The sequence below is a fragment of the Streptomyces sp. NPDC057616 genome (assembly GCF_042800575.1).
Lineage (GTDB): Bacteria > Actinomycetota > Actinomycetes > Streptomycetales > Streptomycetaceae > Streptomyces.
Genome location: NZ_JBHVGU010000014.1, coordinates 95111 through 112676 on the forward strand (window position 1 = coordinate 95111; position 17566 = coordinate 112676).

Annotated in this window: 14 protein-coding genes; 6 read left to right on the forward strand and 8 right to left on the reverse strand. The window is 70.5% G+C overall.

Going from position 1 to position 17566, the window contains the following annotated elements; all coding sequences use genetic code 11:
- Positions 1-16 precede the first annotated feature (16 nt).
- A complete protein-coding gene (locus ACFU97_RS19350; protein ID WP_384257829.1) occupies positions 17-556 on the reverse strand; it encodes a hypothetical protein in 540 nt (179 codons plus the stop codon).
- A gap of 419 nt (positions 557-975) precedes the next feature.
- On the opposite strand from ACFU97_RS19350, the gene ACFU97_RS19355 reads away from it, so the two are divergent.
- Positions 976-2289: a hypothetical protein gene (locus tag ACFU97_RS19355; protein WP_384257831.1), complete on the forward strand. Its 1314-nt coding sequence runs from the start codon at positions 976-978 to the stop codon at positions 2287-2289.
- A gap of 41 nt (positions 2290-2330) precedes the next feature.
- Here ACFU97_RS19355 and ACFU97_RS19360 read toward each other — a convergent pair whose 3' ends face one another.
- The 3 genes from ACFU97_RS19360 to ACFU97_RS19370 all read right to left on the reverse strand — a co-directional run bounded on the left by ACFU97_RS19360 (position 2331) and on the right by ACFU97_RS19370 (position 5068).
- A complete protein-coding gene (locus ACFU97_RS19360) occupies positions 2331-3437 on the reverse strand; it encodes an amidohydrolase family protein (RefSeq protein WP_384257833.1) in 1107 nt (368 codons plus the stop codon).
- A 58-nt stretch (positions 3438-3495) separates the two neighbouring features.
- Positions 3496-3828 carry a hypothetical protein gene (locus tag ACFU97_RS19365; RefSeq protein WP_384257836.1) on the reverse strand — a complete coding sequence of 111 codons (333 nt, stop codon included), beginning with the start codon at positions 3826-3828 and terminating at the stop codon, positions 3496-3498.
- Between the two features lie 286 nt (positions 3829-4114).
- Complete coding sequence (locus ACFU97_RS19370) at positions 4115-5068, reverse strand: heme o synthase (protein ID WP_384257838.1); 954 nt, start codon at positions 5066-5068, stop codon at positions 4115-4117.
- A 379-nt stretch (positions 5069-5447) separates the two neighbouring features.
- Here ACFU97_RS19370 and tkt point away from each other — a divergent pair, with 379 nt between their 5' ends.
- From tkt to pgl, 5 genes are read left to right on the forward strand one after another with little or no spacing between them, the layout of a single operon-like run.
- A complete protein-coding gene (gene tkt / locus ACFU97_RS19375; protein WP_384257841.1) occupies positions 5448-7535 on the forward strand; it encodes a transketolase in 2088 nt (695 codons plus the stop codon).
- Between the two features lie 32 nt (positions 7536-7567).
- On the forward strand, positions 7568-8686 hold the full coding sequence (gene tal, locus ACFU97_RS19380) for a transaldolase (protein WP_384257843.1): 1119 nt from the start codon (positions 7568-7570) through the stop codon (positions 8684-8686).
- Between the two features lies 1 nt (position 8687).
- Complete coding sequence (zwf, locus tag ACFU97_RS19385) at positions 8688-10214, forward strand: glucose-6-phosphate dehydrogenase (protein ID WP_384258091.1); 1527 nt, start codon at positions 8688-8690, stop codon at positions 10212-10214.
- Positions 10211-11305 carry a glucose-6-phosphate dehydrogenase assembly protein OpcA gene (opcA, locus tag ACFU97_RS19390; RefSeq protein WP_384257845.1) on the forward strand — a complete coding sequence of 365 codons (1095 nt, stop codon included), beginning with the start codon at positions 10211-10213 and terminating at the stop codon, positions 11303-11305. Before zwf ends, opcA begins: the two co-directional genes overlap by 4 nt.
- The gene (gene pgl, locus ACFU97_RS19395) at positions 11302-12084 is read left to right on the forward strand and encodes a 6-phosphogluconolactonase (protein ID WP_384257848.1); all 783 of its coding nucleotides are present in this window, start codon (positions 11302-11304) and stop codon (positions 12082-12084) included. Before opcA ends, pgl begins: the two co-directional genes overlap by 4 nt.
- Before the next feature lie 174 nt (positions 12085-12258).
- Here pgl and ACFU97_RS19400 read toward each other — a convergent pair whose 3' ends face one another.
- The 4 genes from ACFU97_RS19400 to ACFU97_RS19415 all read right to left on the reverse strand — a co-directional run bounded on the left by ACFU97_RS19400 (position 12259) and on the right by ACFU97_RS19415 (position 17485).
- On the reverse strand, positions 12259-13098 hold the full coding sequence (locus tag ACFU97_RS19400) for a carbohydrate ABC transporter permease (protein WP_384257850.1): 840 nt from the start codon (positions 13096-13098) through the stop codon (positions 12259-12261).
- Complete coding sequence (locus ACFU97_RS19405) at positions 13095-14456, reverse strand: carbohydrate ABC transporter permease (protein ID WP_384257853.1); 1362 nt, start codon at positions 14454-14456, stop codon at positions 13095-13097. The genes ACFU97_RS19400 and ACFU97_RS19405 overlap by 4 nt, the downstream gene beginning before the upstream one ends.
- 6 nt (positions 14457-14462) lie before the next feature.
- Positions 14463-15791, reverse strand: a complete 1329-nt coding sequence (locus ACFU97_RS19410; RefSeq protein WP_384258093.1) for an ABC transporter substrate-binding protein — start codon at positions 15789-15791, stop codon at positions 14463-14465.
- A gap of 68 nt (positions 15792-15859) precedes the next feature.
- The gene (locus ACFU97_RS19415) at positions 15860-17485 is read right to left on the reverse strand and encodes an alpha-amylase family glycosyl hydrolase (protein ID WP_384257855.1); all 1626 of its coding nucleotides are present in this window, start codon (positions 17483-17485) and stop codon (positions 15860-15862) included.
- Between the last annotated feature and the right edge of the window lie 81 nt (positions 17486-17566).

The window sequence follows — 17566 nt, forward strand, 5'->3', positions numbered from 1 at the left end:
GTCCGTCGCGCCGGCGCTACTTCGCCGCCGACCTCCGGCCGGCCAGGCCCGCCTGCTCCAGATAGGCGGCACCGCGCGGTGTGATGTTCCAGCAGTTGTAGCGCCACTGACGGCTCTTCCACGCCACTCCGGACGCCAGCAGTTTGCGGCCGACCCTGCTGACCTCGGTGATGTCCACACCGAGCCGCTCGGCGAGCTGGGCGTTGCTCAGTCCGGGCTCGGTGGCGATCTCGGTCAGAAAACGGGCCGCGTGGCCGTGCGGGTCGAGGTTCAGCTGAAGCTCGGACGGCAGCCGGCGCAGCGACCAGAACGTCACGTCGAGCAGGCCGAGGAGACGTCCGCGCTGCTCCATGGTCTTGGCGTCCGTGTCGCCGTCCTCGCCCGGGCGGGCCACCTTGCCGTACAGCCCGCGCAGGCCGTCGTGGGCCGCCCGCAGCGCCGGCTCGTCGGCCGCCAGCGAGGAGTCGGTGATGAGCATGCCCAGCGAGCTGAAGCTCCCCTCCGTCATCCCGCTGTCCAGCGCCATCTCCTCCAACAGGTTCCGGACCTCGGTCACCCGGTCATGTCGCACTCGATCCGTGTCGCTCATGTCGCATCCCCCGATCTCCTCAGTGGCTCGTCACTCGGGTCCTCATTCACCATCCCTCGATGTCAAGTGAGTGTCAAGTGATAGCGCCATGATTCTTTTCCCGAGAAGTGGATCTGCGAGTCCTTTTTGTTACACGTTTCTCGACGGGCGTGCGGCGCATATGCCCCCAAGCCGTTAACCTCGGGTTACGCGCTCACGCATCGGGGGGATACATGGACGCAAATTCAGTGCGCGACGCCGAGAATCCGATCAACGGGGCCGATTTACCCGCAGATCCGGCCGATCTTTTCGTGGTCCTTTACGACCTGCTTCCGGACGAGTGCTTCTGTGGGGAAGAAGCGACCGATTGGTTGCGGGTTTCGACCGTTCGACGGTTCGCGGACCGCGTGTGCACCAGTGTGCTGCGGACCGGCCGCGTCACGCCCCGGCTCACCAAAACCGTCGCCAAGGAGGCCGAACTTCACGGCGACCGGGGCGTCTTCGCCGCACTGCTCGGCCTGGACTGGGCACTGGCCGCGGCCAACCCGTTCAGCCCGAGCTACGACACACAGACGATGGCCTGGCTCAGCATCCGCTACCTCCGCCACCACCGTCTCAACAATCCCAGAGGAAAGACGAAAGGGGTGCTCCTGCCGCGTTGCACGCGACCGGGAAAGGTGATGGCGGAGGGAGCGGCGAAAGCCGATTTCTTCAACGTGCACCGGGTCACCCCGGAGGACCTCCGCCGAATCCACATCGATCGAATACCGAGCCGCAATGATCCGGCCTTCGCGGCGGGCGAGGAGATTTCCGTCGGCGCCGTTCCGATGCTGGAAAAATATGCCGAGCTGGAGTTCGAATGGCACCAGAGAAACGAGCGCCGGCGTTACCGCGTCACGCCGTCCACGGGGCGGCTCAACGACCGCGTCGGTCAGGTGGTCCGCGGACTCGGCCGGTCGGGCGCCGACATCGCCGTGCTGCCGGAGAGCACGCTCTCCCCGCCCCTGCTCCAGCAGTGGCGGACCCTGCTCGGTGAACTGCCGGACCACAGCAGGCTGCAGTGGGCACTGCTGGGCACCGGCCCGCTCGGCGACAGCAGCCCGCCGCCGAACCGTGCCGTCCTGATGGACTGCCGCACGGGCGAGATCGTGCTGGAGCAGGACAAGATGGCCGGCTTCACCGTGACCCCGAGGGTCGCCACCACCTGGCGGCTGCCCGGGGAGCCGCACGAGAAGCTCGCGGTCGAGGACATCTCCAGAGGCCTGGACATCACGGTGCTGGAGAGCTCGCTGGGCCGGATCGCGGTCTTCGTCTGCGAGGACATCAAGCAGTCCGTGCAGTGGGAGGCCAAGCTCCAGGCGCTCGGTGTCTCGCACATCCTCGTGCCGCTCTTCTCCTCGCCGATCAGCCGGCAGGCCACCCGCTGGGACCGGCAGGCGGCCCAGCGCTGCGTCGAGGAGTTCGGCGCCTGGGTGATCCTCTCCAACAGCCTGGCCGTCGGGGCGGAGATGCGCACCCAGCCTCCGCTGGACCCGGAGGACGGGTTCAACTGCGTGGTGGTGGGACCGCACACGCGCGAACCGGTCGAGTACGGCGACTACGACACCCAGTTCTGCCGTGCCGACAACGCGGCGGCGGTGTCCCGGGTCGTCCACCGCAACGACGAGTCGACGGGACCGGAGGGCGGCCTGCCGAAGGTGCAGCGCGGCTGGTCGTCCTGAGCGGAGCCGGGCCGGGGCCGCCCGCGGGGCGCGGTCCCGGCTCACTCCAGCCCGTACACCCTGCGCGCGTTCCCCGCCGCCACCAGGCCCGCCACCCGCTGGGCGTCCGACAGGGACCAGGCACCGTCGGAGACCCAGCCGCCGAGCACCCGGCCGAGGGCCTCGCGGAAGAGGCGGGCGCCCACCACGTGCAGTTCGGGCAGGCCGTGGGCGCCGCTGGAGAAGAGGATCTTGCCGAAGGGGGCGAGTTCGAGGATCTCCGCGAGGACCGTCGCCGCCCGCGCCCCGGTTCGTACGAGCGCGGCGCCCGAGTCGGCGTAGACGTGCGGGAAGACGCCGGCGAGGTGGGCGGCGTGGCGGTGGTACGGATAGCCGTGCAGCAGGATCAGGTCGGTGCCGAGCCCCGCCGTCGCGCGGACGAAGTCGGTCAGCAGGACCGGGTCCGTACGGTCGATGCGCGTGCCCGGTTCGCCCAGTCCCGCGTGCAGTTGGAGCGGCAGGCCGGAGGCGACCGCGATCCACAGCAGATGCCGCAGCAGGACCGGGTCGGTCAGTTCGCCGCCCACGCGGCGGCCGCTCAGCCAGCGGGCCGCGGCGCCGCGCACCTCGCCCGGACCGGGCGGCTCGGGCGCGAGCGCCAGGCCGTGGCGCAGGCCCGCGACGGAGGTGAAGGCGACGGCGTGCACGGCGGCGCCGTGCACCGACTCGGCGAGGTTGGCGAGGAAGGACTCGACGGTGCCGGAGGTGTCGGCGACCTGCTCGGCGAGCAGTTCCAGGCGGACGATCTCGCGGGCCTCGGCGTCCCCCGAGGACGCCATCTCGGTGGGCCCGGTCAGATCGCCGGGCAGCCCGGTGTCGACCAGGTAGGTGGTGATGCCGCTGCCGCGCAGCAGTCTTCGGCCCGTCTCCGGCACGCCGAGTTCACGGCGCCGGGCGAGGTAGCGGGCGGGCGGGCAGTGCGGCTCCAGGCCGAGTAACGGCGGGCACCAGCGCCGGACCGCGAACCCGGTCTGGGTGTCGAAGAGGGTGGTGCCGGGCGCGGGCGGGCCCTCGGTACGGGCCAGGTGGGCCTCGAAGGTGCCGAGGCCCAGCTCCGTCTTCAGTACGCCGTGGCAGTACTGGTCCACGAGGGACGGCGTTTCGATCATCCGGGCTCCCCGTTCGGTGGACCTGTGCTCCTCACACGTCCTAACGGGTGAACCGGCGTCAGGTGTTGCTCGGACCGCCCAGCTGGATCCCGGCCATGCGCGTCCACTCGTACGGGCCGGTCCTCACCTTGGCCGCGAACTCGCCGTCGAAGGACTCGTGGACGGTGATGCCGGCCTTCTGCACGGCCTGCCCGGCCAGCTCGTACGAGGGCGCCACCAGGTCGCCCCAGCCGCCGTCCTCGCCGACCAGGACGATGCGTGCGCCGCGCTCGCCGATGTAGGCCACCTGTCCCTCGGCCCCGCCGTGCGCCTTGGCGAAGGCGCTGATCTGCTGGGCGAGGCGCGCCACCTTGCGCCCGGCCTTCGGGTCAACCTGCTCTGTCTCTGCCATGGCCAGGATGCTACCGACGGGTAGCTCCAACGGCGACGGGGGGGGGGGGGGGGGGGGGCCCACCCCCCCCCCCCCCCCAACCCCCCCCCCCCCCCGCCACCCCCCCCAACCCCCACCCCCCCCCCCAACGGGTCCCCCCCCCCACCCCCCGCTTTTTTTTTTTTTGGAGGGGGAGGGGGGGCGAGGGGGGGGGACCTCAAGGGGGGGGGGGGGGGGTGTTTCTCCTCCCCCCCCCCCCCCGCCCGTCGGACGTCGTCGTCGCGCCGGCGACCCGTAGGACCGTCGGTCAGCGCAGGAAGGGGTCCACCGCGACGGCCACGAAGAGCAGCGACACATAGGTGATGGACCAGTGGAACAGGCGCATCTCCTTCAGCTTCCCGCCTGTCACCTCGGACCTGGCGCGGTTCTGCAGCGCGTGCGCCTCCCACAGCCACCAGCCGCCGGCCGCCAGGGCGACCGTCGTGTAGAACCAGCCGGTGTAGCCGAGGGGCGTCAGGAGCAGGGAGACCGCGACCATCACCCAGCTGTAGATGACGATCTGCTTGGCGACCACCTTGTTGGAGGCGATGACCGGGAGCATCGGCACGCCCACGCGCGCGTAGTCCTCCTTGACCTTCATGGACAGCGGCCAGTAGTGCGGCGGGGTCCAGAAGAACATGACGAGGAAGAGGATGACCGGCGCCCACGACATCGAGTTCGTGACGGAGGACCAGCCGATGAGCACCGGCATGCAGCCCGCGATGCCGCCCCACACGATGTTCTGCGAGGTGCGGCGCTTGAGGATCATCGTGTAGACGACCACGTAGAAGAGGAGCGCTCCGAGCGACAGCCAGGCGGACAGCCAGTTGACGGCCAGCCCGAACAGCAGCGTCGAGACGACCGCCAGGGTGATGCCGAACGCGAGGCACTCGCGCGGACCGACCATCCCGGTGACCAGCGGCCGCTGCGAGGTGCGGTCCATCAGGGCGTCGATGTCGCGGTCGATGTACATGTTGAGCGCGTTGGCGCCGCCCGCGGAGAGATAGCCGCCGAGGCAGGTGAGCAGGACCAGCGTCAGGTCCGGCACTCCTCGCTGCGCGAGGAACATCACCGGCACGGTGGTGATGAGCAGGAGCTCGATGATCCGCGGCTTGGTCAGCGCCACGAACGCCTTGACACGGGCCCCGAACGGCCGGTGACGCGGGCTCTCGCTCGCACCGAGTACACCCGCTGGACGGGATTCGACGGCCGTCACGCACACCCCTACAGAGACATCCCAGCGAGCCCCCGCCCATGTGAAGTACCGGTAAAGGCTCGCGCGTACCACGCCACTTTAGACGTTGCCCGTACCCCGACCTTCGCGGGGGTGGGGTCGTGTTGGCGGGGGGCCCTGACCGGCGGGGCCCGGGTGCCCCCGGACGTCGTACTGAAGCTCGATTGAGCAGTCCGGACAGCGGCTGCGTATTCAGTTGCCGACCACGGATCCGGGCAGTCGGGAGGCGGATCCCCGCCAGGCCCGGCAGTCTGGAATGACTCGAAAAAATGCACGTTCTCACGGGGGTAGGCTCGACAGCGCCGGTGGGCGTCCAGTGCGCCGGCATTCGACATGCGTGACATGTGGAGAGGAGCCCTGACTCAGGGTGAGCACCAAGCCGACCACCACAGACCTCGAGTGGACCGAGTTGGACCAGCGGGCCGTGGACACCGCCCGCGTCCTGGCCGCCGACGCCGTACAGAAGGTCGGCAACGGCCATCCGGGTACGGCGATGAGCCTGGCGCCCGCCGCGTACACCCTCTTCCAGAAGGTGATGCGGCACGACCCCACCGATCCGGACTGGGTCGCCCGCGACCGCTTCGTCCTGTCCGCCGGCCATTCGTCCCTGACCCTCTACACACAGCTCTACCTGGCCGGCTTCGGCCTGGAGCTGGACGACCTGAAGGCCTTCCGCACCTGGGGCTCCAAGACCCCCGGCCACCCGGAGTACGGCCACACCACGGGCGTCGAGACCACGACCGGCCCGCTGGGCCAGGGTGTCGCCAACGCCGTCGGCATGGCGATGGCCGCCCGCTACGAGCGCGGCCTGTTCGACCCGGACGCCCCGCAGGGCGAGTCCCCCTTCGACCACTTCATCTTCTGCATCGCCGGTGACGGCTGCCTGCAGGAGGGCATCTCCTCCGAGGCGTCCTCGATGGCCGGCCACCAGCAGCTCGGCAACCTGATCCTGCTGTGGGACGACAACCACATCTCGATCGAGGGCGACACCGAGACGGCCGTCTCCGAGGACACCGTCAAGCGGTACGAGGCGTACGGCTGGCACGTGCAGCGCATCGCGCCGAAGCCGGACGGGGACCTCGACCCGCACGCGATCTACAACGCGATCGAGGCCGCGAAGCAGGTGACGGACCGGCCGTCGTTCATCGCGATGCGCTCGATCATCGCCTGGCCCGCGCCGAACGCGCAGAACACCGAGGCCGCGCACGGCTCGGCGCTCGGCGACGACGAGGTCGCGGCCACCAAGCGCGTCCTCGGCTTCGACCCCGGCAAGAACTTCGAGGTCGCCGACGAGGTCCTCAAGCACACCCGCCAGGCGCAGGAGCGCGGCCGCGAGGCGAAGGCCGAGTGGGAGAAGTCGTTCCAGCTGTGGCGGCAGAACAACGCCGAGCGCGCGGCCGACTTCGACCGCATCGCCAAGGGCGAGCTGCCGGCCGGCTGGGAGGAGAAGCTCCCGGTCTTCGAGCCGGGCAAGGGCGTCGCCACCCGCGCCGCCTCCGGCAAGGTGCTGCAGGCCCTCGGCGCCGTGATCCCCGAGCTGTGGGGCGGCTCCGCCGACCTGGCCGGCTCCAACAACACCACCATCGACAAGACGAGTTCGTTCCTGCCGGCGGACAACCCGCTGCCCGAGGCGGACCCGTACGGCCGGACCATCCACTTCGGCATCCGCGAGCACTCCATGGCCGCGGAGATGAACGGCATCACCCTGCACGGCAACACCCGTGTCTACGGCGGTACGTTCCTGGTCTTCTCCGACTACATGCGCAACTCCGTGCGGCTGTCGGCCCTGATGCACCTGCCGGTGACGTACGTGTGGACGCACGACTCGATCGGTCTCGGCGAGGACGGCCCGACCCACCAGCCGGTCGAGCACCTCGCGTCGCTGCGCGCCATCCCCGGCCTCAACGTCGTGCGCCCCGCCGACGCCAACGAGACCGCGATCGCCTGGCGCGAGATCCTTCGCCGCTACACCAAGGTCTTCGGCAAGGGCGCCCCGCACGGCCTGGCGCTGACCCGCCAGGGCGTGCCGGTGTACGAGCCCGACGAGAACACGGCCAAGGGCGGCTACGTCCTCTTCGAGGCGTCGAACGGCACCCCCGAGGTCATCCTGATCGCGACCGGCTCCGAGGTGCACGTCGCCGTCGAGGCGCGCGAGCAGCTGGAGGCCGACGGGGTGCCCACCCGGGTCGTGTCCATGCCGTGCGTGGAGTGGTTCGAGGAGCAGGACCAGGGGTACCGGGACAGCGTCTTGCCGCCGAACGTGAAGGCGCGGGTCGCGGTCGAGGCCGGTATCGGACTGACCTGGTACAGGTACGTCGGGGACGCCGGCCGCATCGTTTCCCTGGAGCACTTCGGTGCTTCCGCCGACGGCAAGGTCCTCTTCCGCGAGTTCGGCTTCACTGCCGAGAACGTGGCCGCCAAGGCGCGGGAATCCATCGCCGCCGCCCAGCGCTGACGCTCATATACGACCGTAGGAGATGTAATTCCATGACAGACGCACTGAAGCGCCTCTCCGAAGAAGGCGTCGCGATCTGGCTGGACGACCTGTCGCGCAAGCGGATCACGTCCGGCAACCTCGCCGAACTGATCGACCAGCAGCACGTCGTGGGCGTCACCACCAACCCGACGATCTTCCAGAAGGCGATCAGCGGCGGCGACGGCTACGACCAGCAGCTGTCCGACCTCGCCGCCCGCAAGGTCACCGTCGAAGAGGCCGTCCGCATGATCACCACCGCCGACGTCCGGGACGCGGCTGACATCCTGCGCCCGGTCTTCGACGCCACCGACGGCCAGGACGGTCGCGTGTCGATCGAGGTCGACCCGCGCCTCGCCCACAACACCAAGGCGACGGTCGCCGAGGCCAAGCAGCTGGCCTGGCTGGTCGACCGCCCCAACACGCTGATCAAGATCCCGGCCACCAAGGCGGGTCTGCCGGCGATCACCGAGGTCATCGGCCTCGGCATCAGCGTCAACGTCACGCTGATCTTCTCGCTGGAGCGCTACCGCGAGGTCATGGACGCCTACCTGTCCGGCCTGGAGAAGGCCAAGGCGCGCGGCCTGGACCTCTCCCTGATCCGGTCCGTCGCGTCCTTCTTCGTGTCCCGTGTGGACACCGAGATCGACAAGCGGATCGACGCGCTCGGCACCGACGAGGCCAAGGCGCTGCGCGGCAAGGCCGCCGTCGCCAACGCGCGCCTCGCCTACCAGGCGTACGAGGAGGTCTTCTCCTCCGCCCGCTGGAACGAGCTGGAGAAGGCGGGCGCCCGCAAGCAGCGTCCGCTGTGGGCCTCCACCGGTGTCAAGGACAAGGCCTACAAGCCGACCCTGTACGTCGACGACCTGGTCGCGCCGAACACGGTCAACACCATGCCGGAGGCCACCCTGGAGGCCACCGAGGAGCACGGTTCGATCACCGGCGACACCATCACCGGGACGTACGAGCAGGCGCGCGCCGACATCGACGCCGTCGAGAAGCTCGGGATCTCGTACAACGAGGTGGTGCAGCTCCTGGAGGACGAGGGCGTCGAGAAGTTCGAGGCGTCCTGGAACGACCTGCTCAAGTCGACCGAGGCGGAGCTGGAGCGCCTCGCCCCCTCGGAGGGCTGAGATCTTGTCGAGCAGCAACCCGCTGCGTGACCCCGCAGACCGACGGCTCCCGCGTATCGCGGGGCCGTCGGGCCTGGTCATCTTCGGCGTCACGGGCGACCTGTCACGGAAGAAGCTCATGCCCGCCGTGTACGACCTCGCCAACCGGGGTCTGCTGCCGCCGGGCTTCTCGCTGGTGGGCTTCGCCCGCCGCGAGTGGCAGCACGAGGACTTCGCGGCGGAGGTCCACGACGCCGTCAAGGAGCACGCCCGCACGCCGTTCCGTGAGGAGGTCTGGCAGCAGCTCATCCAGGGGATGCGCTTCGTCCAGGGCACCTTCGACGACGACGACGCGTTCGAGCGGCTGCGCGCCACGATCGACGAGCTCGACAAGGCACAGGGCACCGGCGGCAACTTCGCCTTCTACCTGTCCGTGCCGCCGCGCTCCTTCCCGGTCGTGATCCAGCAGCTGAAGAAGCACGGGCTGGCCGACCAGAGCTCCGGCTCCTGGCGCCGCGCGGTCATCGAGAAGCCCTTCGGCCACGACCTGAAGTCGGCCGAGGAGCTCAACGCGATCGTCCACGAGGTCTTCGCCCCCGACCAGGTCTTCCGCATCGACCACTACCTGGGCAAGGAGACCGTCCAGAACATCCTGGCGCTGCGCTTCGCCAACACGATGTTCGAACCGATCTGGAACCGGTCCTTCGTGGACCACGTGCAGATCACCATGGCCGAGGACATCGGCATCGGCGGCCGCGCCGGCTACTACGACGGCATCGGCGCCGCCCGCGACGTCATCCAGAACCACCTCCTGCAGCTGATGGCCCTGACGGCCATGGAGGAGCCCGCCTCCTTCGACGCGGACGCGCTGGCCGCGGAGAAGACCAAGGTGCTCGGGGCCGTACGGCTGCCGAAGGACCTGGGCCGGGACACCGTGCGCGGGCAGTACGCGGCGGGCTGGCAGGGCGGCGAGAAGGCGGTCGGGTACCTCCAGGAGGAGGGCATCGACCCCAAGTCGAAGACCGACACCTACGCCGCCATCAAGGTCGAGATCGACAACCGGCGGTGGGCGGGTGTGCCGTTCTACCTGCGCACCGGCAAGCGCCTGGGCCGCCGGGTGACCGAGATCGCGGTCGTCTTCCAGCGGGCGCCGCACTCCCCCTTCGACCACACGGCGACGGAGGAGCTCGGCAAGAACGCGATCGTCATCCGCGTCCAGCCGGACGAGGGCGTCACGGTCCGCTTCGGCTCGAAGGTGCCGGGCACCTCGATGGAGATCCGGGACGTGTCGATGGACTTCGCCTACGGCGAGTCCTTCACCGAGTCCTCCCCGGAGGCGTACGAGCGCCTGATCCTCGACGTGCTGCTCGGCGACTCGAACCTCTTCCCGCGCACCGAGGAGGTCGAGCTGTCCTGGAAGATCCTCGACCCGATCGAGCAGTACTGGGACCAGAACGGCAAGCCCGCCCAGTACCCGTCCGGCACCTGGGGCCCCGTCGAGGCGGACGAAATGCTCGCACGAGAGGGACGGAGCTGGCGCCGGCCATGAAGATAGACCTCACGGACACCACGGCCAGCAAGATCAACAAGGCGCTGGTGCAGGGCCGGCGGGCCATCGGCACGCCGGCCGTGGGCATGGTGCTCACGCTGGTCATCGTGACGGACGAGGAGAACGCGTACGACGCCCTGAAGGCGGCGAACGACGCCTCGCGCGAGCACCCCTCGCGCACGCTCGTGGTCATCAAGCGCTTCTCCCGCACCCCCCGCGACCGCACGTCGTCCCGCCTGGACGCCGAGGTACGGGTGGGCGCGGAGGCGGGCACGGGCGAGACGGTCGTGCTGCGGCTGTACGGCGAAGTGGTCGACCACGCCCAGTCGGTGGTGCTGCCGCTGCTGCTGCCGGACGCCCCGGTGGTGGTCTGGTGGCCGGTCAACGCACCGCTCGACCCGGCGAACGACCCCCTGGGCGCCCTCGCCCAGCGCCGTGTCACCGACACGTACGCCGCGGAGCAGCCGGTGCGGGAGCTGACGGCCCGCGCCGACACCTACACCCCCGGCGACACCGACCTGTCCTGGACCCGCATCACGCCCTGGCGCTCGATGCTGGCCGCCGCGCTCGACCAGGTCACCTGCAAGGTGGAGGCCGTCGAGGTGGAGGGCGAGGAGTTCAACCCGAGCTGCGAGCTGCTGGCGATGTGGCTGGCGGACCGGCTGGCCGTGCCCGTGAAGCGGTCGCTGTCCAACGGCCCCGGTCTCACCGCGGTCCGCATGGCCACCGACACCGGTCGGATAGTGCTCGACCGGGCCGACGGCGCGCTGGCCACCCTCTCCATCCAGGGCCAGCCGGACCGCGCGGTGGCGCTGAAGCGGCGTGAGACGGCCGAGCTGATCGCGGAGGAGCTGCGGCGGCTGGACCCGGACGACACGTACGCCTCGGCGCTGCGCTTCGGCGTGGAGCGGCTGCACGAGGGACCGGCGCCGGTGCCCGCGTTCTTGGACCCCGCCCCCAAAGGAGAACCGGTCGCCGTCGAGACCGCTGGCGAAGGCGCTGCGGAAGCTCCCGCGCGCAAGGAGACGGCGCAGGCGCAGGTGACGGACCAGGAGACGCCCGGGTCCGGCAAGGAGGCGGCGGCCCCGTGAGCACTCCGCAGCTGGTCGTGCACCACGACAAGGAGCTGATGGCGCAGGCCGCCGCGGCCCGTCTGATCACGAAGGTCGTGGACGCACAGGCCTCCCGGGGCTACGCGTCCGTGGTCCTCACCGGCGGCCGCAACGGCAACGGCCTGCTGGCCGCGCTGGCGGCCGCGCCGGCCCGGGACGCGATCGACTGGGGCCGGCTCGACCTGTGGTGGGGGGACGAGCGCTTCCTGCCCGAGGGCGACCCAGAGCGCAATGTCACGCAGGCCCGCGAGGCGCTGCTGGACGCCGTCCCGCTGGACCCCAAGCGCGTGCACGCCATGCCCGCGTCGGACGGGCCGTACGGGGCGGACGTCGAGGCGGCGGCGGAGGCGTACGCGGAGGAGCTGGCCCGGGCGGCCGGCCCCGAGAACCACGCCTCCGTTCCCAGCTTCGACGTCCTGATGCTCGGCGTCGGCCCGGACACGCACGTGGCCTCGCTCTTCCCCGAGCTCCCGGCGGTCCGGGAGACGGACCGTACGGTGGTCGGCGTGCACGGCGCGCCGAAGCCGCCCCCGACACGGGTGACCCTCACCCTCCCGGCGATCCGCGCCGCCCGCGAGGTCTGGCTGCTCGCCGCGGGCGAGGACAAGGCCGAGGCCGCCGCGATCGCCCTCTCGGGCGCGGGCGAGGTCCAGGCCCCGGCGGCGGGCGCCCGGGGGCGCTCGCGCACGCTGTGGCTGCTGGACGACTCGGCGGCCTCGCAGCTGCCGCGGTCGCTCTATCCGCCGGCGTCGCCCTGAGGTTCGTACCCGAGGCTCGTACAGGAACGAGGGGGGGGGGTTCCCCCCCCCCCCCTTCTTTTTTCTCCCCTTCCCACCCCCCCCCCCCCCCCCCCCCCCAATCCCCCCTGAACCCAAAAAACAAAAACACCCATCCCCCCCAAGGGAGTCTCCACCCCCGCCGCGTTCTTTCCGCTACTTGACCGATCCCGCCATGACCCCCTGCACGAAGTGCCGCTGGAACGCGAAGAACACGACCACCGGTACCACCAGGGAGACGAACGCGCCGGGTGCCAGCACGTCGATGTTGCTGCCGAACTGGCGTATCTGGGACTGGAGCTGGACCGTCAGCGGCTGCGAGGAGCTGTCGGCGAACAGCAGGGCGACCAGCATGTCGTTCCAGACCCAGAGGAACTGGAAGATGGCCAGCGAGGCGATCGCGGGGCGGCCCACCGGCAGGACCAGGCGCGTGAAGATGCGCCACTCGCTGCCGCCGTCCATCCGCGCGGCCTCCAGCATCTCCTTGGGCATCTCGGCGAAGTAGTTGCGCAGCAGGAAGACCGCGAACGGCAGTCCGTAGGCCACGTGGAACAGCACCACGCCCGGGATCGTGCCGAACAGGCCCAGTTCGCCGAAGAGTTTGGCCACCGGCAGCAGGCCGATCTGCACCGGCACCACCAGCAGCGCCACCACGACCAGGAAGACGGACTCCCGGCCGGGGAAGTCCAGCCAGGCGAAGGCGTATCCGGCCAGCGCCGCGAGGACGACGACCAGGACGGTCGCCGGCACCGAGATCAGCACCGTGTTCCAGAAGGCCTGCGTCATCCCGGCGTTCTTCAGCAGGGCCGAGTAGTTGTCGAAGGACAGCTGACCGGGACTGGAGAACACCTTCCACCAGCCGCTGCTCGCCGAGTCCTGGCTGGAGCGCAGCGAGGACAGGAACAGCCCCGCCAGCGGCGTCAGCCACACCAGGCCGATCAGCACGAGGAAGGCCTGCACCAGCCCGCTGCTCAGGCCGCGCCTGACCGCGTTCATCGCTGACTCCTTCGGAAACGACGGACGTTGAAGACCATGGCGGGCACGACCAGCAGCAGGAGCAGCACACCGAGCGCGCTGCCGAGCCCCTGGTTGTTGCCGCCGCCGAAGGACACCAGCCACATCTGGGTGGCCAGCACGGTGGCGTCCTCCTGCACCGGGCCCGGCGCGATGATGTAGACGAGGTCGAAGACCTTCATCACGTTGATCACGAGGGTCACGAAGACCACCGTCAGCACGGGCGCGAGCAGCGGCACCGTGATCCGCCGGAAGATCTGCCACTCGTTGGCGCCGTCCATCCGCGCCGCCTCCAGCGCGTCACGCGGCAGCGTGGCGAGTCCCGCGCCGATCAGCACCATCGCGAAGCCCGTCCAGATCCACAGGTACGCGCCGATGATGGCCGGCGTGACGAGAGCGGGCCCGAGCCAGGAGACGCCGTCGTAGGGCTGCGCGAAGTTCGAGGCCGGCAGCGCCACCGTGTACGAGCCGGAGCCGAGGTCCTTGAACGCGAAGGAGCCGTCGGAGGCCGTCGTGGTGCTCCCGGCCGTCGTCCCGTCGGACCGCACCGCCTCGACCTTCATCCGCGGCAGCCCGCTCTCGCGCCGGTCGACCTTGCCCTGCTCTCCGCCCCCGCCGGGGGTGAAGTCCAGGTAGACCACTCCGCTCAGCTCGCCGGGCGCCGCCTTGCGGGCCGCGGCGGCGTAGGCCGGCTCGGCCCCCGACGGCAGGTCCTTCGGTGCCACCCCGACCAGCCCGAGCGCCACCGAGTTCCCCGGCGAGACGCCCGCGCTCGTCCGGTACGAGCCGTCCGGACCCGCCTTGAGGCCGTGACCCACCCGGGCCCGCGCCGTCGGATACTCCGAGGTGCCCTTGAAGGCGTCGTGCACGGAGACCACGGCCGCGTTCAGCACGCCCTTGTTCGGGTCCTCGTCGTAGGCGAGCCGGAAGATGATGCCCGCCGCGAGGAAGGACACCGCCATCGGCATGAACAGCAGCAGCTTGAAGGCGGTCGCCCAGCGGACCTTCTCCACCAGGACGGCGAGGACCAGGCCCAGGCCGGTCAGCAGCGCCGGCGCCACGACGACCCAGATGGCCGTGTTCCGCACGGCCTTGAGGGTCGCCGGGTCGCGGAACATCTCGGTGTAGTTCTCACCGCCGACGAAGCGGGTGCCGGACGCGTCGAAGAAGCTGCGGCCGACCGAGAACAGCACCGGGTACACCACCAGTGCGCCCAGCAGGAGCAGCGCCGGGAAGGCGAACAGCACGGCGATGATCCGGGCCCGCCGGCGCGAGCGGCGGGCCCGTTCAACAGCCCCGGTACCGGGTGGACTTGTCTCTTTCACCAAAGTCGCGGTCATAGGAGGTCAGCCCTTGTACGCCTTGGCCGCGGCGTCCTCCAGCTGCGCCGCGGTCCGCTTCGGGTCCGAGGGGTCGCGCAGGAAGTCCTGGAGCAGCTTCCACTCGCCCGCGCCCTTGGTCCCGCCGAACGCCGCCGGTGCCTGGTCGGACATGTCGAAGCGGACCGAATCCCCGGCGCCGACCAGGGACTTGGCGGTGGCGCGGGTGACGTCGTCGCCGTACTCGCCGAGGTCGAGCTTCCTGTTCGGGGAGAGGAAGCCGCCGGCCTTCGCCCACACGGCCGCGGCCTCGGGGGTCGCCAGGTACTCCAGGAGCTTCATGCCGGCCTTGGAGTTCTTGCCGTCCTTGAGGACGACGGCCGCGTCACCGCCGCTGACCACCGGCGCCTTGCCGCCGTCGACCGCGGGGAAGGGGAAGAAGTCGGCGTCCTTGCCGATCGCCTTGCCGAACTGGTCGTGGGCGACCCCGGCGACGAAGTCGCCCTCGTAGACCATGCCGGCCTCGGGCTTGGGGCCGAAGACCTTCTCCACCGAGCCCGGGAAGTCGGTGTTGAGGGCCTCCTTCCGGCCGCCGGCGACGAGCTGCTTGTCCTTGAAGAGCTTGCCGAGCGTGCCGAGCGCCTTGACCACCGACGCGTCGGTCCACTTCAGCTTGTGGGCGGCCAGGGCGTCGTACTTCTCGGGGCCCGCCTGGGAGAGGTAGATGTTCTCGAACCAGTCGGTGAGCGTCCAGCCGTCCTGTCCGGCGACCGAGAAGGCGGCGAGGCCGGAGTCGGAGACGGTGTGCCCGGCCTTCAGCATCGCGTCGTACGTCGTCGGCGGCTTGACGCCGGCCTGGTCGAGGGCGTCCGGGCTGTACCAGACGGTCGACTTGTGGGCCGCCTTGAAGTACAGGCCGTACAGCTTGCCGTCGACGCTGCCGTACTTCTTCCAGACGGACGCGTACCCGGCGTCCACCGACTTCCCGGCCGTGGCCGACAGCGGCGTCAGCCAGCCCTTGCGCGCGAACTGCTGGAGCACGCCGACCTGCGGGACCATCACCACGTCGGGCGCGTTGCCGCCCTCGATCTTGCTGCCGACGACGGTGGAGACGTTGTCGCCGGTGGACGTGAACTGCGTCTTGGCACCGGTCTTCGCGGTGAACGCGTCCAGCACCTTCTGGAAGTTCTTCTGCTCGCTGCCGGACCAGACGCCGGCCACGGTGACGGTCTGGCCGCTGAGCGCCTTGTCACCGCCGCCGGCGGAGACAGGACCGCCGCCTCCGCACGCGGTCGCGCCGAGCGCCAGGGCGAGGGCGGTGCAGCCGGTGAGCAGGGTCGTGCGTCGTCGCATCATCATTGATGTCCCTTCGAGGGGTGGGAAGTTGACGAGAAATCGGCAGCCGCCGCGGGGCGCGGCGGAGATCAGAGGTCGCTGAGCCACCAGGCCGCCGTCGAGCCGGGCAGCACCCCGGCGGGGCACGGGCCGCTGGACAGCAGCGGGGTGCCGGAGACGGGCGCGGGGGTGGGCGCGGTACCGAAGTTGACGGCGCAGACCAGGCCGTCGCCGCGGACGAAGCCGAGGACGCCGGGCGGGGTGTCCAGCCACTCGAGCGTTCCCTCGCCCAACTGCGGCAGCGCGGAGCGCAGTTGGAGGCCGTCGCGGTACAGGTGCCAGAAGGAGTGGGTGTCCGCGAGGGCGCGGTCGGTGGCGTACTCGGCGAAGTACGACGGCTGCGGCAGCCAGGGCCGCGCGCTCTCGGCGCCGGAGGTGAAGCCGAACGGCGAGGCCTGCCCGGACCAGGGCAGCGGCACCCGGCAGCCGTCGCGGATCCGCGCCCGGCTGCCGGTGCGGCGGAAGATCGGGTCGGTGAGCACGTCGTCGGGCAGGTCGACGACCTCGGGCAGACCCAGCTCCTCGCCCTGGTAGATGTACGCGGCGCCGGGCAGCGCCAGCATCAGCAGGGCGGCGGCGCGGGCGCGGGCGGCGCCGAGGCCGCTGCCCTCGGTGGCGGGTTCGCCGTAGCGGGTGACGGTGCGGACCTGGTCGTGGTTGTTGAGGACCCAGGTGACCGTGGAACCGGTGCCGGCGATGTCCTGCATGGCCTCGGAGATGACCTTGCGGAAGGCGCCGGCCTCCCACGGGGCGCTGAGCAGGTCGAAGAAGAAGGCCTGGTGCAGCTCGTCCGGCCGTACGTAGCGGGCGTGTTCGCGGGCGCTCGGCACGGACACCTCGCCGACCAGCAGCCGTTCACGGCCGTCGCGTGCCGTGTACTCCTCGCACACCGCCCGCCAGTGACGCCACACGTCGTGCACCTCGGGCTGGTTCCAGGCGAGCGGGTTGACCGAGTCGCGGGTGCGGGCGTCGGCCTCGGGGTCGTCCGAGTCGGGCAGGTCGGGGTGCTTGAAGAGACCGGCCGCGACGTCGATGCGGAAGCCGTCGATGCCCCGGTCCAGCCAGAAGCGCAGCACCCGGTCGAACTCGGCGCCGACCTCGGGGGTGCGCCAGTTCCAGTCGGGCTGCTCTGGCGCGAACATGTGCAGGTACCACTGGCCGGGGGTGCCGTCCGGCTCGGTGACCCGGCTCCAGGCCGGTCCGCCGAACATGGAGTGCCAGTTGTTGGGCGGCTCGGCGCCGCCCGGGCCGCGGCCGTCGGCGAAGTGGAAGCGGGCGCGGGCCGCGCTGCCGGGCGCCGCGGCGAGCGCCTCCTGGAACCACGGGTGCTCGCTGGAGCAGTGGTTGGGCACGACGTCCAGGAGCACCTTGACGCCGAGCCGCCGGGCGGCCGCCGTCAGCAGGTCGAACTCGGCGAGGTCGCCGAAGAGCGGGTCGACGTCGCAGTAGTCGGCCACGTCGTAGCCGTGGTCGTGCTGGGGCGAGGGGTAGAAGGGGCTCAGCCAGATCCCGTCCACGCCCAGCTTCTTCAGATACGGCAGCCCCGCGCGGACCCCGGCCAGATCGCCGATGCCGTCGCCGGTGCTGTCCAGGAAGCTGCGGACGTACACCTGGTAGATCACTGCGTCGCGCCACCAGCGGCACTTACTCAACATGTATGCATGTTAGGTATGTGTGTCGCGGAGGTGTCAACGAAAAGAAGGAAGCTACTGAACGGTCTGCCCTTTATATGCGCA